We start from the raw sequence: 14,618 nt of genomic DNA on the forward strand, positions 1-14,618 counted from the left end.
CATGCCGCGTTGGCTCATTCTAGCCGTCACCCACTTCGCCGTTGGCGTCACCGGCTTTGCTGCCGGCATCTACACGCTGCCCATCCTCACCGCGCCGGCATCGCCCACTGAATTTGCGCTGAGGAGCGCGACGCCTGAAGCGATCTATTCGGGAAAGCTTTCTCGTGATCTAGCCGGCAGCGACCTGCTGCACTGGGGCGAAGGTGAAGTGCAGATCCTGCCTCACCGGATCGCGCACATCGGCCGTCTCTCTCCCGGGCCGGACTACAAGCTTTATCTCACCCCGCACTTCGTCGAATCCGAGGAAGCGTTCCTCGCAATCAAGGACGCGTCGGCCCGGGTTGGCGATGTGAGGACGTTCAATGGCTTCATTATGGAGGTGCCCGCCGACATCGATGTTCGCGACTACAGCGCCGTTGTCATCTGGTGTGAAGCCTTCGATCAATTCATCAGTTCTGCGGAGTACCAGCCTCCGCGCCAGGCTCGGAAATGAGTCAGGCGATGGACAGCGTGAAGGCAGCCTGCGGGCGGGGGCTCGTTTTGGCGCCGGTCGCAGCGCTGTTGTTGAGTGTCGCCACGTTGCTCTTGGGCAATGGTCTATTGGGCACGCTTCTGATCGTGAGGGCTGGTGAGGAAGGCTTCGCCGCTCATACGATCAGCGCGATGATGTCCCTATACTTTGCGGGCTTCACCATTGGCGCACTCACGCTGCCCAGGATGATCGTGTCCGTCGGTCATGTGAGAACTTTCGCCGGCTTCGCCGCGATCGCCTCGATGACGGCTCTTCTTCATGTCGCATTCGTGGAGGCGAACGTATGGATGCCGCTTCGCCTTGTGACCGGCTTTGCCTATGCAGGCATGATCCTGGCGACTGAGAGCTGGCTCAACGCGCACGCGATTCAATCCACGCGCGGTCAGCTTTTGTCGATTTTCGGCGTTGTTTCGATGGGCTCATGGGCCCTTGGTCAAGCGCTTCTCAACATCGCTCCCCCCGCAGACGTGACGCTGTTCCTGTTCGTCTCGCTGCTGATATCTGCGGCCGTCGTCCCCGTCACGCTGCTGCCCAGTCATCCTCCGGCCGAGGTCGAACAGGAGTCCGTCGCCTTTCGCGATCTCGTTGCGGTTTCGCCCCTCCCGTCGGTTGGCGTTTTCCTAGCCGGCCTGGCCATCGGCGGCTTCTGGGGACTAGGGCCGAATTTTGCGCAGAGGATTGGCCTCGATGTGGGCGGCATTTCTGCGTTCATGGCGGCGGTCCTTGGTGGAACGCTCGTGCTGCAGTGGCCTTTGGGATGGCTATCGGACCGCATGTCGCGGACACTCGTCATTGCCGGCGCCGCCCTGGCTTCCGCGGCGGCCGCGATCGGCGTGGCGCTGGCCGCGGACGCCCCTCTGCCTGTGCTACTTGCGGCGGGCGCGCTGTTCGGCGGTTTCGGTATTCCCATCTATTCGCTATGCCTTGCCGTTGCGAACGACGACCTTCCTGCGGGTCGGCTGCTAGGCACGGCTCGCGGACTTCTCCTACTCAACGGGATCGGAACCGCCGCCGGGCCACTCATCGGAGGCCTGGTGATGGACCTCCTCGGCCCTGGCGGCCTGTTCCTCTACGCGGCGGCATTGCTGACTGCCCTGGCGGTCTTGGCCGGTATGCGCAGGCACTCAGACCGCTCGGTCAAGACGAGAGCAACACGCTGCCCGAGCACGGCGATGATCACCGGGTCGCTCGACGCAATGATACGAACCCCGGCGGATCAGCGCCGCTGAGACGCCTATGCCGACGACCGAAGGATTGCCAGTCGGCTGTTAGAGGAGCCTGGCTGAAAACAAGACGGAACGTGTCATGGATGAAGGCGAGAACGCGCCAGCCGCGAGGAACGCATACGAGGCTAAACGGGGGGCGATCGCCATCCTCCCGTTGGCCTTTGGGGCCAGCGTGTATGGCTTGGCGTTCGGTTTCCTGGCCGTACAGGTAGGTTTTCCGTGGTGGGGCGTGGCGATGATGAGCGCCTCTACCCATGCGGGTTCTTCGCAAATCATCGCGGTCGAGCAGTTCGCTTCCACAGGTGTCGTGTTGGGCGCGGTTCTGGCCGGTGCGTCACTAAACCTGCGCTATGTCGGCATCATCGCCTCTTTATCCGAGGTGCTGGCCGGCTTGTCGCTGAGGAAAAAGCTCTTCGCCATCCACATTACTGGCGACGAGAACTGGGCTTTGACGATGTCCGAGCGGGCAAAGTCCCCCGATGTCGGAGCACCATTCCTCATAGGCTCAGGGCTGGTGAATATCTCCATGTGGACAGCCTCCACGACGCTTGGGGCTTTGCTTGGCGCCGCGCTGCCCGATCTCGGACGCTTTGGCCTGAGCTTCGCGTTCACGGCGGCCTTCATTGCGATGGCGCGAGGTCTGTGGCGGGGACGTTCCCAAGTTCTGCCATGGACCATGGCCGCGGCAGCGACCATGGCCGCCATCTCGCTCGGCATGCCCAAAGCTTACGGAATCATCGTCGGCGCATTCTTCGGCTTGGTGGTGATCTTCTTAAAGCGCAACATCGAGGCGGCAGCCCGATGAGCGCTTCGCACTGGGCTGTCGTCGGTTTGCTCGTCGTGGCTGCCTTCTCGATTAGGGTCGCCGGATTGATTGCCGGTGAGAGAATTAGGGTGTCCAAGCAGGCTTGGGTTCTGGACGAGTTGCCTGGGCTGATCGTGGTCAGCTTGGTTGCTTCGTCCTTGATCGGGCAGCCGCCGCCAACCTGGATCGCGGCCGGTGTCGCGCTGGGTGCAGCGATCGCCACGAACCAGGTCATCGTGGCGATGATATTGGGAATGCTCGCCTACGCAGGTCTGGGGTGGCTTGGCTCGTAAGTGCCGATCGTCTGAGAGAACGGGCTCTGGGGAAGGCCGTAGGTCGCCAGTAAGGCTGCGAACGTCGATGGCCCGCACTCACCGTGTGGATCCGAGGACTCCGGGTCCTCGCCTACGCAACAGCCTCCACGGTCAGATCGCGGCCATTGAACTGCACCGTTTCCCCGGCTCGCGCACCTTCGATCGCCTCGTAGATCGGGGCCATCGTCGAGATACCCATCAGTTCCTGCCCATGACAGATAAACCTGCCAGTCGAGACCGAAATAACGAAGTGCTTGCCGGACAGCTTGACGACTGCGCCTTCCGAGACTTGTGACTTTGGCCCAAAATCGATCGTCCGGAGCTTGTCGAGCTTATCAACATAGTCATCGAGAGTGTCATCGAGCGCCTCAGCAAAATCGCTCGCCACCTCGGCTTGCGCCTGCTCGTCGTTCTCGATCGGCTCGCTGCGATCGAGGCGCGCGGTGGAAACGTAATCCAGATACTTCTCGCGAGCGCTTTTCAGCGCCGCTGTCTCAAGAGACAGCATGGTCTCGCGAATGTGGTCCTTATTCCAGTCCATCTCTGCCTCGTTATCGCTGACCTGAAGGGGAAATCCCATCCTTCGTTCGGGTCCAATTTGGTCCCGCACGCTGCGCCGACCTCATTCGTCGGTAATCACGTCTTCGCCCTGGTAGGGAATCCTGATCAGCCGGGGATCCCGAATAATGCTCGTCACGAGCCAGACGTATGATTGTTCTGCTGTATCGAAGCCTAGGATGCTGAAGGCTCCCCCGAACGGGCATGCCGGGAAGTCCGGGAAGCCTTCCCGCAGAACGTAACGCTCAGGGTCGCGATCAAACTCGCTTTTGTAGACCTTGCGGAGCCCATGCTTGCTCGGCACGTCCGCGTCACCGGCCGGAGCTGTTTCACGATGCTCAAGAAGCCGTTCGGACAGGTCACGGTGGCATATCTCGTCGAACACATCGAAGGCATCAATCAGCAGACCTTTATGCTCGGTCGCCGGATCTGTGATGGCGTAAATGTTCGACGCGTCCTCGGCTCCATTGCCGCTCTCAAGGCGTAATGCGGCATCGACACGAATGCTGCACGCGTCGAGGGTCGATCCGAGCTCGAGATCGACAAGAGCGCCGTCCTTCACACGGTACTCTCGGTCATAGCCCTTCGCCACGAAGGACTGCACGGCGTCCAGAACGTCTGTCACTTGAGTTGTCATCAACGCACCTCGAGTTCGGATTGTAAGGGTTGCGCGCCGACCGAAGGCGCGCATTGGCGCGGTGACCGACCAGCACTGAAGGTGCGGAGCGCCATCATAGCCACTTGGCTCGCTTGAAGCGGACGAACAGGAAAAGACAAAACGTCAGCATCAGGCCGAGCACGACGAAGTAGCCGTAAGCTGTGTCCAGCTCCGGCATGTTCTTGAAGTTCATTCCATATATTCCCGCGATCGCCGTAGGGACCGCGAGTATCGCCGCCCAGGCAGCGAGCTGGCGCGTGATGACGCCTGTCCTTTGCGCCTCGAGAAGGCTGCTGAACTCGAAGACCGTGGACAGCACCTGGAGGAGGCCATCGACCATGGACTGGACCCGATCGACATGGTCTGCGACGTCGTTGAAGTACGGCCGCACCTCAGCGCTGATGCATGGGAAATGTCCGCGAACAAGCTTGCGCACCAGTTCGGCCATAGCGCCAAGGGTTCGCTGGAAACGGGTCAATTCGCACCGCAAGCCGAAGATGCGCGCGACCTCCGCCCGCCCCAGGAAGTCGTCGAGCGATCGCCTCTCCATCGCGAGCACGTCGTCCTCGATCATTTCGAAGATCGGCAGATACTGATCGACGATGCGGTGAAGGATGGCGTGCAAGACGTAGTCGACACCCTTACCGAACTGAGCAGGCGAACCCTCAAGCTGCTCGCGAAGATTGCCGAGCGCTCCGGCGTTGCCGTGACGCACCGTGATCAGATGGTTGTGACCAGTGAAGATCGCCGTCTTGCCGTAGCGTATGCGGTCCCCGACCAGCTCGGCCGTCTGAGCGACGACGTAGAGCTCGCCGTTATAAACTTCGAGCTTCGGCGGGCACATCGGGTGCATCGCGTTATCGATCGCCAATGGATGCAGATTGTAGGTCGCCTGAAGCGCCCTCAGTTCGCTGACCGAAGGTTCGCTGAGCCCGATCCAGCAGAAGCCAGAGCGGTTCTTATCGAGCGCGATCCGCTCGTCGATAGCGACCTCGCGGATGCGGCGACCCTCGTTGTAGTAATACGCGGCGATGACGCTCATGCGGGCCTCGCCGGGATGACCAGGCCCCGCTGCACGGCTGGTCGGGCGAGGCCGCGATCCAACCAACCCCGGATGTTCCGATGTTCGGCCATGCGCAACAGGTCGCCGGCGTCATAGGTGCCGACCAGGGCATTGACCCAGCCGAGCGTCGCGATGTCGGCGATCGAATAGTCGTCGACGATCCACTCGCGTCCATCTAGCTGGCGATCCAAGATTCCCAGCAGGCGCTTGGACTCGTCGGCGAACCGTTGCTGAGGCCGTTTGTCCTCGTAGTCCTTTCCGCCCCAGCGTAGGAAGAAGCCCAGCTGACCGAACATCGGGCCGATCGCAGACATCTGGAAGAATACCCAGCTCAGCACCTCATAACGCTTGGCTGGTCCCGTTGGCATCAACAGGCCCGTCTTCTCGGCGAGGTAAACGAGAATCGCACCGGACTCCCAAACCCCGAGCGGTTCACCGTTGGGGCCCGACGGATCGATGATTGCAGGGATGCGTCCGTTTGGGTTCAGCGACAAGAAAGCGGGGTCTTTGGTCTCGTTCGTGCTGATGTCGATAAAGTGCGGCTCGTATGGCAGCCCGGTCTCCTCGAGCATGATGGAGACCTTGACGCCGTTGGGCGTGGGCGCTGCGTAGAGTTGCAGGAGATCAGGATCGGAGGCAGGCCAGCGCTCGGTGATCGGATATGACGAAAGGTCTGGCATGCTGGGGCGATCCTACCAAATCGATGGCCGGCAAACGGCATGACCGCTTGAGGGGCCGTTCGAGGACCGCATCGTTCGCCGATGCGGTCCCATTGCTTGCGATTCAGAGCGCTGTGTCGCGATAGCCGCTGCAGCTATTCCGCTGCCGCTCCAGTGGTAGACTGGGCGGCCCCAGCGTCATCACGCTTGGGGAGCACCCAATTCGCGCGCGGGAAATGGCAAGTGTAGCCGCCCGGGCGCTTCTCGAGATAGTCTTGGTGCTCCGGCTCCGCTTCCCAAAAATCGCCGACGGGCTCGACTTCGGTGACGACTTTGCCGTCCCATAGTCCGGACGCGTCGACGTCGGCGATCGTCTCCTCGGCGACTCGTTTCTGCTCCTCGTCGACATAGTAGATCCCTGACCGATAGGAGAGGCCGCGATCGTTGCCTTGCCTATCTTTCGTCGTCGGATCGTGGATCTGGAAGAAGTATTCGAGGATGTTACGGTAACTTGTCGCCGCCGGGTCGAAGATGATCTCGATCCCTTCAGCGTGAGTGCCGTGATTGCGGTAGGTGGCGTTCGGGACGTCGCCACCGGTGTATCCGACGCGGGTCGACACGATGCCGGGCTGCTTGCGGATCAGATCCTGCATGCCCCAAAAACATCCGCCTGCGAGAACAGCGCGCTGATGCATGTTACGCCTCCTCCACCTGATCGAGATATTCGCCGTAACCCTCGGCTTCCATCTCATCGCGCGGGATGAAGCGAAGGGCGGCCGAGTTGATGCAATAGCGCAGTCCGCCACGGTCGGCCGGACCGTCGGGGAACACATGGCCGAGATGGCTGTCGCCATGGACCGATCGAACTTCCGTACGGACCATGCCGTGCGAACTGTCCCGCACCTCGTTCACGTGCGCGGGGACGATGGGCTTGGTGAAGCTGGGCCAGCCGGATTTCGACTCGAACTTGTCCGTCGATGCGAAAAGCGGCTCTCCGGACACGACATCGACGTAGATGCCCGGTTCCTTGTTGTCGTTGTATTCGCCGGTGAAGGCCCGCTCCGTGCCGTCTTCCTGGGTGATCCGGCGTTGCTCGGGGGTCAGGCGGTCGATCGCTGCCTGAGACTTTTCAAACTTCATGATCGTCTCCAATACTTGGTTACAGGGCCAGGCACATTACGGACATCTTATCTTTCTTGACGGTCGCCTCGACTATCGCAGTGCCAAATATATTTATCCAATACGCTGTGCGTATAGTTTCTATAGCTCCGCTGTGATCAGCGGCGTTCAGTTCCACGCGTATCTGGCCGCTAGTTGCGCGATCTTTCGGATCTCAACCGGCGCCGTGGAGCCGGAGACAGTCGCGATCACGACTTCTCGCTCGAGGACGAACCCGTCGATCGGACGCGTAACCAGACCTTGGGCTGTAGCCGACCGCTCCGGAAGGATGCATATGGCCTCGCCTTCGGCGACGACCCGTTGCACCCAATCGTCACGATCGGACCGGAAGCGCGGTCGCATCAGCACCTCCCGTCGTGCGAAATGGTCTAGGATCTGCTCGCGAAACTCACACTTCAAACGATCGACGAACGGGAACTCCAACAGGTCCTCGCCGCGCACGATATCGCTCGCCGCGAGCGGGTGCTTTGCGGAACAGCCGAGCACGAAGCGCTCGCGGAACAGAGGTCGCACATCAAGCTTGCGGTCCGGCCGCGTCTCGCGGGGCAGGATGCATGCGTGATACTTGCCCGACAGCACCTCAGATGTGTCTTCACTCGCCCCAAGCGAATGCATCTTGATTTCGATCGATGGCACCTCGGCCAACGCGCTCTCGAAGAAAGCCGTGAAAAGCTTCGGCCCGACGGTCGGGGCGACGGCTACGTCCAACACCCGGTGCCGTCCCATGGCCCAGTTCTCAGAATGATGCCGAACACTTTTCATCGCGACTACCATGCGCCGAAATTCAGCCTCCACATCCTGGCCAAGACCGGTGAGACGGCTGTTCTTTCCATCGCGATAAATGAGCGGACCGCCGAGTTCCTCCTCCAGGCGTCGGATCGCGCGAGTCAGGCTTGGTTGGGAAACACCGCTCAACCGCGCCGCTGCTGTAAAATTCAGCGTCTCGGCCAAGTTGATGAAATAGCTGACCTGATTGAGTTCCATAGCCCTTCGGCCTGCACGCCCTGACTGATGCCGCTTCCAGACCGGTCTTATCGACCTCGTCCAGAAGTATGCGCGACGCATATAATCACGCTTTAGGGGCTTGTCTATATGCGCCACGCATATAAAAAGAATGTCTTGGACGGCTAGTCGGGACCTGATGGTGCTTCCGCTGGGTCCTACGGGTTTCGGCGCACCCGCTAAGTTGCCGTGGGAGGCTCGACGCTTATGGCAGGAACACCGTTCACGTTTTCCGGTAGTGGGGGCTCTGATCTAGCCGGGTATTTGGAGGCGCCGGAAGGTACGCCGCGCGGCTGGGCGATTTTCGCCCATTGCTTCACCTGCGGGAAAGACAGCCGCGCCGCCGTGTACATCGCACGCGCGCTTTCGCGGGCCGGTATCGGCGTCTTGCGGTTCGACTTCGCCGGCACGGGGATCGAGAGTCTAGCGGATGAAGCAATAAGCTTCGCTTCCGACGTCGACGATCTCAGGGCGGCCGCGGAGGCTATGACTGCCGCCGGTAAGGCGCCCTCCCTCCTTGTCGGACACAGCCTGGGTGGCACGGCTGCGATCGTAGCCGCCGCCGACTTGCCGGATATCGCAGCCGTAGTGACGATCGGTGCCCCGGCTGACCTTCAGCATATACTGCGCGTTTTTCAACCTGCCGACCTAGACGCAATAGCGCGCGAGGGCGAGGCATCTGTGAAGATTGCTGGTAGGCCCTTCCTGATCCGCCGCAGTTTCCTAGAAACTGTCGAAGAAGTTGATGTCGAGAAATCCATCGCCGCCCTTAGACGTCCGGTGCTGGTGATGCATTCACCGGTGGATCAAGTCGTGGGCATCGAGCACGCTTCGCGCATTTTTGTCGCATCGCGCCATCCCAAGAGCTTTGTTTCGCTCGACACGGCGGATCACCTTCTCACAGATGTCGAAGATGCGAACTACGCCTCAGCTATGGTCGCAGCGTGGGCAAGCCGCTTCCTGCCGCCGCTCGCGGCGGACCTTCCGCAAGTCGAGGTAGCGAATGGAGTCGTGGCGTCCGAAACGTTAGCGGGGAAGTTCCAACTCACGGTCCGGAGTGGCGGGCACAGTCTGTTCGCCGATGAACCGGAATCGGTCGGAGGTCTTGGTAGCGGCCTGTCTCCTTACGAACTTGTATCGGCCGGACTGGCCGCCTGCACGGTTATGACAATGCGTCTTTACGCGAACCGCAAAGGCTTCCCGTTGGAGCGAGCGACAACGACCGTGCGACACGAGAAAGTGGCGGACATGATGCCTCCCGACCGCTTCACGCGCACCGTCTTTCTCGATGGGCCGCTCAGCGATGAACAGCGCGCGCGCATCCTCGAGATCGCGGATCGGTGTCCGGTCGACCTGACACTCGTCCGAGGCTCGGATGTGCAGACTGAACGTTCGAGCAATGCGCAGCCTGCAGGTGCGGCGCCTGCGAACTGATGTGGTGCACAGAGCGGAGGTTGATCGGATGCCGAGCTTGCCCACTAAAGACCAGACGCCGACGCGAACCGAGCGAGCGATACTTGCGGGTGGGTGTTTCTGGGGCCTCGAAGATTTGCTTCGCCGCACGAAGGGCGTCGTGACGACGCGTGTCGGCTACATCGGCGGCGAAATGCCAGACCCGACTTACACGAGACACCATGGTCATGCGGAAGCGGTGGAGATCACGTTCGATCCTTCCATCCTGACGTATCGTGCTCTCCTTGAACTCTTCTTCCGAATCCACGATCCGACGACATACGAGCAACAAGGCAGCGACGTCGGGCCAAGCTATCGGTCCGCGATTTTCTACACGTCTGAAAAGCAGATGGACGTTGCTCTGGAGACAATCGCCGAGATCGAAGCGTCGGGTCGCTGGCCGGGACCTGTCGTGTCCGAGATCAACCCGGAAGAGCCGTTCTGGGAAGCCGAGCCAGAGCATCAAAAGTACCTCCAGCGTCGACCCGGCGGCTATAGCTGCCACTTCGGACGACCGGCCTGGCGATTGGACCGAGCGAAACGATGAGCACGCTGGGACGATCATCAACGATACTGACGCGAAGGCGCTTGCGCTTCGTCGCTAGGTCAGCCGGGTTTTTGCGATGATGCCTGAGTACGTGATCGCCGGCTTGTGGGGGCTCTTGTCGGGAAGTGGACTTCTTGTCGGGGCGGTTCTAGCGGATGTGCTGTATGGGCGACTCACTCACCGCATGATCTCGGCGGTGATGGGCTTCGGTGGTGGTGTGTTGATTGCCGTGGTCGCCACCGAACTCATCGGTGATCGCGTTTCCGCTGGCATGGGCCCATTGGCGATCTTTGCGCTGCTCGCAGGAGCCGCGATCTTCAGCGGCACGAACTGGTTTCTCTCTCGCAGAGGTGCGAAGCATCGAAAGCGATGCGGTGAGTGCACTGAGCAGGCCACTGAACAGCAGCACCGCGGGAGCGGTGCTGCGATTGCGCTCGGCAGCGTTCTCGACGGCATCCCCGAGGCCCTTGTAATCGGGATGTCCGTGGCTGGCGGAGGCAGGATCAGCATTGCCGTAGTGGCAGGCTTCTTCTTAGCTAACGTGCCACAGGGTCTGTCGAGCACTTCGGGAATGAAGGTCGCGGGCCGATCTCGAAGCTATATCTACTCGGTCTGGATCGGGATTCCGCTACTTGTTTGTATCGCAGCCGGTACGGGAAATCTTCTGCTTGGCTCGGCGTCCACCCAGGCTCCTGCCATTCTGTCGTTCGCAGCCGGCGCGGTCATAGCGATGCTGGCGGAAGCGATGATCCCCGAAGCTTTCGAGAAGGCGCCGCCGTTCATCGGCCTGATCACGGTCATGGGGTTTCTGGCGGCGTATCTCATCGCTCAACACTGAAACCTGCGACTTCAGGAGTTCTAAGCCTCGCCGCCGTTCTCGCGATCTACGCCGCGCTCGTGCAACTCGGCATCGATCGGGCAATTCGTGCAGCCCTCGTAACAGCACAAGCGGCAGATGCGGTAGGAATGCTCGAGGTTTTCCAGCCGATCGCGAAGCACGCGTTCAGCTATGCTGTAAAGAGCGTCCAACTCGGTAGGGGTGAGGATCGATAGTCCCTCAGCGATCACCTTGTCTCGCGAGGCCAGGACCGCGTCGCTCGCGACCTTGCCAGCCTCTGTAAGATGGAGGGACCGCGTGCGCCCGTCAGTCGAATGCTCACGCCGCTCGACCAATCCCTCCGTCGACAAACGGTCCACCAAGCGGACGGTCGCGGCATGGGAAAGTCCCACCCCGACTGACAGCATGCGGATCGATAGCCCTGGCTTATGGGCAATCAACGCAAGCGCCGAGGCGGCGGGTCCAGCTTCTGGCGCTCGCGATGAACTAGCGCGAACGATGTCGTCGCTGATCATGAGTGCGAACGCCCCAAAGATATTTCGATCTCGAGGTCCATCCATTGCCCCATCTATATGTGCGCGAAGCATAGACAGCAAGCCATACCCCTCCAATGCCAAGGGATCGAGTTGGCCCGAAAGCCGCGCTTTTACAATGGCTTAGGGCATGCTTCGGATTGCGCGGAAGATTGAAATCCAGGATCTGGGTCGTCCGGTCGCTTAAAATGGCGATACCTGGCGGCTATGGATCGGTGTGGGCTGTCACAATTTTGGCTCCCAAGACGGCCGAATCACATCACCCCTGCGCCAGGGGCCACCTTGCGTCGGCGCCTATAGGCGGGGTTCGGAGGTATGCTCTTTGCGCCGCACCTCGACCGTCTCACCGCGTCCGATCACGACAGTGTCAATCTCGCTGAGAAACAGCCCGTGCTCCATGACGCCGGGGATGGCATCGATCGCTCGGGCGATCTCAATTGGCCTAAGGGCCTTGCCGAAGGCTGCATCCATGATGTGATTGCTCTGGTCTGTGAGGAATGGTTCTCCGCCGACCGAGCGAAGCCTCACACGGGCTCCGAGCTTGGCAAGATGCGTTCGAACCAACTCGCTCGCGAAGGGCACGACTTCGACCGCCAGAGGAAACTCGCCGAGTTGTCGAACGACCTTGCTCGAGTCTACGACTGCGATCATTCGGATTGAAGCGGCGGCCACGACCTTCTCTCGGAGCAAGGCGCCGCCACCGCCTTTGATCGCCTGAAAATGGCAATCGATCTCGTCGGCGCCGTCGATCGTGAGGTCCACCGAACTGAACTGCTGAAAAGGAACGAGCGGCACCGCGAGACGTCGAGCCAGCATTTCGGTCGCTCGAGAGGTGGCGACAGCGGTGATGCGAAGGCCCTGTCGGATGCGGTCGCTCAGGCTTTGAATGGCATAGGCTGTTGTGCTTCCGGTCCCAAGGCCAACGAACATGCCGTCTTTGATCTCGTCGACCGCTCTAGCTGCAGCCAGCCTCTTCTCTGCTTCTCGGGTAGACATCTAACGCCACTTCATCTCGCCGGTATGCGTGCCATCACCATGTCGATTTTGAAACCGGGCGGCGCAAACCTAATCCTCCATGCCGACATTGCCTCGTTGACCTGCAGCCTACAGACAGATAGGTCTATGCGTGGCGCATACATAATGCGGATGGTCTGATCGGCAAGCGTTCGCTGCTGGAGACGACCACCGCGTGCCAGGCGGCACTGAGCGAAGTGCGTATGCCGTTGCCAGCTCGGCGAACCAGGGGACACAGGCATGACGGTCAAGGTCGCAATCAACGGTTTCGGTCGGATCGGACGACTGGCCTTACGGTCGATCGTCGAACTACGGCGTGACGACATCGAGGTGGTTGCGATCAACGACCTCGGGCCGGTCGCTACGTTGGCGCACCTCCTGAAGTACGATTCAGTTCACGGCCCATTTCAAGGATCGATAGCCACCGGCGAAGACTGGATCGACGTCGGGTCCGGTAGAATCAAAGTGTCTTCGGAGCGCGATCCATCTAACCTTCCGCATGAAGAGCTCGCAGTCGATGTGGCGCTCGAATGCACGGGTTTGTTCACCTCCAGGGAGAAGGCTGAATCGCACATCCGTGCGGGAGCAAAGCGCGTGCTCGTCTCTGCGCCCAGCGAGGGGGCAGACAAGACGATCGTCTTCAAGGTCAATCACGAAACGCTGACAACCGATGATGTCGTCGTATCGAATGGCTCATGCACTACGAATGTCCTCGCGCCCGTCGCGAAGATCTTGAACGATCTTTGTGGCATTGAGCGGGGCTACATGACCACGGTCCACGCTTATACGGGTGACCAACCGACGCTGGATACGGTGCATAAGGATCTCTACCGCGCACGGGCAGCCGCGCTGTCGATGATCCCAACCTCGACCGGAGCCGCGAACGCGATCGGACGCGTGCTGCCAGAACTGAAAGGCAAGCTTCACGGCTCGTCGATCCGCGTGCCAACGCCGAACGTGTCGGTCGTCGATCTGGCTGTTTCGGCATCCCGGGAGGTCACGATCGACGAAGTGAACGACGCCATTCGTCAGGCTGCGAATGGTCCGATGAGCGGGGTGCTCGCTTACACGACAGATCCATTGGTGTCTGTGGATCTGACCCACCGGACCGAATCCTCGATCGTCGCGCTACCCCAGACCGATGTCGTCGAGGGCCGGATGGTTCGCGTGCTTGCTTGGTACGACAACGAGTGGAGCTTTGCGACACGCATGGCGGATGTCGCCGTGGTGATGGCGAAGCTCATCTAGCGGATCGGTTGCGGGAAAAGTCGGATCTTGGCGACAAGATGCGCTCGCGAAACGGAGGCATTGATGAAGATGAATGGGCCACTAGCACGTGCAGCGAGGGCGCTCATTCAGTGGCCGCGATCACATGTCGCCAAGATCGCTGGCGTAGAGGAAGAGGCGCTAGCTCAATTCGAAGCCGGCGCCAGCGTGTTGGCACCCTCGGATCTGAGGCGATTGCGGGATGCGCTCGAACGAGGCGGCGCGGTCTTCATCGGTGAGGACAATAGTGGGGGACTTGGCGTTAGGCTCAAGTTCAACGCCAAGGACGTGCGTGCGATCAATCGGATGGAAGGCGAAGGTGGGCCGGTAGGCACCGACGACGTCTGAGCCTTCCAGCGAACGCTTCTGCTCCGGCAAGAGTCTCGACACCGGCCCGTAGATATTGTATGCGCGGCGCATATATTGCGTGAGTCGCTGCGATGGACGACCCCTCAGATCGTTTGATCAACATCTTTGGCGCGCTGTCTCAAGCGGTGTCTGACCGCGTGCGCTTGGCGATCGCTGATGCATTCAATGCGGGGGGCGAGACGGCCGCGGCTTTGATCGCTATTGGTCACGCACCAGGAATGTCGATCGGCCAGGTACGGCAAACTCTCAGGCTTTCGCATGCAGGTGCAGTTCGCGTCGTCGAGAGGCTAGGTGACCAAGGCCTAGTGGCGAAATCGCCATCGCCCTCTGACCGCCGGGTAGTTCATGTCTCGCTGACCTCGCGTGGTCAGGTGGAGCGGACCAAGCTGCTAGGTCTGCGGAACGCGGCGGTGTCCGAACTGCTGAGCAAAGTCTCGGCTGACGATCGCGTCGTTCTGGAGCGGGCTGCGGACAACATCCTGTCGTCGCTGTTCTCGGACCTCCACGGCGGCTTGGCAATCTGTCGTCTGTGCGATCAGGCCCGCTGTGCCGATTGCCCAGTCGGCCACCATCGTCCGTGACGCCCTGACGATCATCCCTTCT

General features: G+C 60.7%; 19 protein-coding genes. 10 read left to right on the plus strand and 9 right to left on the minus strand.

The genetic code is table 11. The features are described from left to right. Window position 1: 1 nt before the first annotated feature. The 4 genes from ACPCJR_RS23025 to ACPCJR_RS23040 all read left to right on the plus strand — a co-directional run bounded on the left by ACPCJR_RS23025 (window position 2) and on the right by ACPCJR_RS23040 (window position 2,856). The gene (locus ACPCJR_RS23025) at window positions 2-493 is read left to right on the plus strand and encodes a DM13 domain-containing protein (protein ID WP_066762377.1); all 492 of its coding nucleotides are present in this window, start codon (window positions 2-4) and stop codon (window positions 491-493) included. An 8-nt stretch (window positions 494-501) separates the two neighbouring features. Next, window positions 502-1,761 carry an MFS transporter gene (locus tag ACPCJR_RS23030; RefSeq protein WP_066762371.1) on the plus strand — a complete coding sequence of 420 codons (1,260 nt, stop codon included), beginning with the start codon at window positions 502-504 and terminating at the stop codon, window positions 1,759-1,761. A gap of 76 nt (window positions 1,762-1,837) precedes the next feature. Next, window positions 1,838-2,563: an AzlC family ABC transporter permease gene (locus ACPCJR_RS23035; RefSeq protein WP_066762368.1), complete on the plus strand. Its 726-nt coding sequence runs from the start codon at window positions 1,838-1,840 to the stop codon at window positions 2,561-2,563. Next, window positions 2,560-2,856: an AzlD domain-containing protein gene (locus ACPCJR_RS23040; RefSeq protein WP_066762366.1), complete on the plus strand. Its 297-nt coding sequence runs from the start codon at window positions 2,560-2,562 to the stop codon at window positions 2,854-2,856. The genes ACPCJR_RS23035 and ACPCJR_RS23040 overlap by 4 nt, the downstream gene beginning before the upstream one ends. A 112-nt stretch (window positions 2,857-2,968) precedes the next feature. Here ACPCJR_RS23040 and ACPCJR_RS23045 read toward each other — a convergent pair whose 3' ends face one another. The 7 genes from ACPCJR_RS23045 to ACPCJR_RS23075 form a co-directional block, all read right to left on the minus strand. After that, window positions 2,969-3,457: a hypothetical protein gene (locus tag ACPCJR_RS23045; RefSeq protein ID WP_231736421.1), complete on the minus strand. Its 489-nt coding sequence runs from the start codon at window positions 3,455-3,457 to the stop codon at window positions 2,969-2,971. Window positions 3,458-3,499: 42 nt separating this feature from the next. Further along, window positions 3,500-4,060, minus strand: a complete 561-nt coding sequence (locus tag ACPCJR_RS23050; protein ID WP_312203857.1) for a hypothetical protein — start codon at window positions 4,058-4,060, stop codon at window positions 3,500-3,502. A 106-nt stretch (window positions 4,061-4,166) separates the two neighbouring features. Further along, on the minus strand, window positions 4,167-5,135 hold the full coding sequence (locus ACPCJR_RS23055) for a magnesium and cobalt transport protein CorA (protein WP_066766225.1): 969 nt from the start codon (window positions 5,133-5,135) through the stop codon (window positions 4,167-4,169). Beyond that, on the minus strand, window positions 5,132-5,836 hold the full coding sequence (locus ACPCJR_RS23060; RefSeq protein ID WP_066766226.1) for a glutathione S-transferase N-terminal domain-containing protein: 705 nt from the start codon (window positions 5,834-5,836) through the stop codon (window positions 5,132-5,134). The genes ACPCJR_RS23055 and ACPCJR_RS23060 overlap by 4 nt, the downstream gene beginning before the upstream one ends. Before the next feature lie 134 nt (window positions 5,837-5,970). After that, window positions 5,971-6,510 carry a peptide-methionine (S)-S-oxide reductase MsrA gene (msrA, locus tag ACPCJR_RS23065; protein ID WP_066766228.1) on the minus strand — a complete coding sequence of 180 codons (540 nt, stop codon included), beginning with the start codon at window positions 6,508-6,510 and terminating at the stop codon, window positions 5,971-5,973. Between the two features lies 1 nt (window position 6,511). Beyond that, window positions 6,512-6,955, minus strand: coding sequence for a peptide-methionine (R)-S-oxide reductase MsrB (msrB, locus tag ACPCJR_RS23070; protein WP_024350804.1), 444 nt, complete (start codon window positions 6,953-6,955; stop codon window positions 6,512-6,514). Window positions 6,956-7,102: 147 nt separating this feature from the next. Further along, window positions 7,103-7,978 carry a LysR family transcriptional regulator gene (locus ACPCJR_RS23075; RefSeq protein WP_164523377.1) on the minus strand — a complete coding sequence of 292 codons (876 nt, stop codon included), beginning with the start codon at window positions 7,976-7,978 and terminating at the stop codon, window positions 7,103-7,105. A gap of 225 nt (window positions 7,979-8,203) precedes the next feature. On the opposite strand from ACPCJR_RS23075, the gene ACPCJR_RS23080 reads away from it, so the two are divergent. From ACPCJR_RS23080 to ACPCJR_RS23090, 3 genes are all read left to right on the plus strand, one after another. After that, a complete protein-coding gene (locus ACPCJR_RS23080) occupies window positions 8,204-9,430 on the plus strand; it encodes a bifunctional alpha/beta hydrolase/OsmC family protein (protein ID WP_126005994.1) in 1,227 nt (408 codons plus the stop codon). Between the two features lie 28 nt (window positions 9,431-9,458). Next, entirely contained in the window at window positions 9,459-9,995 is a 537-nt protein-coding gene (msrA, locus tag ACPCJR_RS23085) for a peptide-methionine (S)-S-oxide reductase MsrA (RefSeq protein ID WP_126006044.1), read from the plus strand. A 76-nt stretch (window positions 9,996-10,071) separates the two neighbouring features. Then, a complete protein-coding gene (locus ACPCJR_RS23090; protein ID WP_206431516.1) occupies window positions 10,072-10,833 on the plus strand; it encodes a ZIP family metal transporter in 762 nt (253 codons plus the stop codon). Window positions 10,834-10,853: 20 nt separating this feature from the next. Here ACPCJR_RS23090 and ACPCJR_RS23095 read toward each other — a convergent pair whose 3' ends face one another. Then, the gene (locus ACPCJR_RS23095; protein ID WP_230450755.1) at window positions 10,854-11,348 is read right to left on the minus strand and encodes a MarR family winged helix-turn-helix transcriptional regulator; all 495 of its coding nucleotides are present in this window, start codon (window positions 11,346-11,348) and stop codon (window positions 10,854-10,856) included. Window positions 11,349-11,660: 312 nt separating this feature from the next. Next, window positions 11,661-12,362 (minus strand): ribose-5-phosphate isomerase RpiA, encoded by a 702-nt coding sequence (rpiA, locus tag ACPCJR_RS23100; RefSeq protein WP_126005996.1) that lies wholly within the window; start codon window positions 12,360-12,362, stop codon window positions 11,661-11,663. A 258-nt stretch (window positions 12,363-12,620) separates the two neighbouring features. Between rpiA and gap the strand changes: the two genes are divergently transcribed. From gap to ACPCJR_RS23115, 3 genes are all read left to right on the plus strand, one after another. Next, window positions 12,621-13,628 (plus strand): type I glyceraldehyde-3-phosphate dehydrogenase, encoded by a 1,008-nt coding sequence (gene gap, locus ACPCJR_RS23105; RefSeq protein WP_126005998.1) that lies wholly within the window; start codon window positions 12,621-12,623, stop codon window positions 13,626-13,628. A 63-nt stretch (window positions 13,629-13,691) separates the two neighbouring features. Then, window positions 13,692-13,994, plus strand: coding sequence for a helix-turn-helix domain-containing protein (locus tag ACPCJR_RS23110; RefSeq protein WP_126006000.1), 303 nt, complete (start codon window positions 13,692-13,694; stop codon window positions 13,992-13,994). Window positions 13,995-14,086: 92 nt separating this feature from the next. Then, window positions 14,087-14,596, plus strand: coding sequence for a MarR family winged helix-turn-helix transcriptional regulator (locus tag ACPCJR_RS23115; RefSeq protein ID WP_126006002.1), 510 nt, complete (start codon window positions 14,087-14,089; stop codon window positions 14,594-14,596). The last annotated feature ends 22 nt before the right edge of the window (window positions 14,597-14,618 follow it).

It is taken from the genome of Methylobacterium sp. NPDC097929 (assembly GCF_049543375.1).
GTDB lineage: Bacteria > Pseudomonadota > Alphaproteobacteria > Rhizobiales > Beijerinckiaceae > Methylobacterium.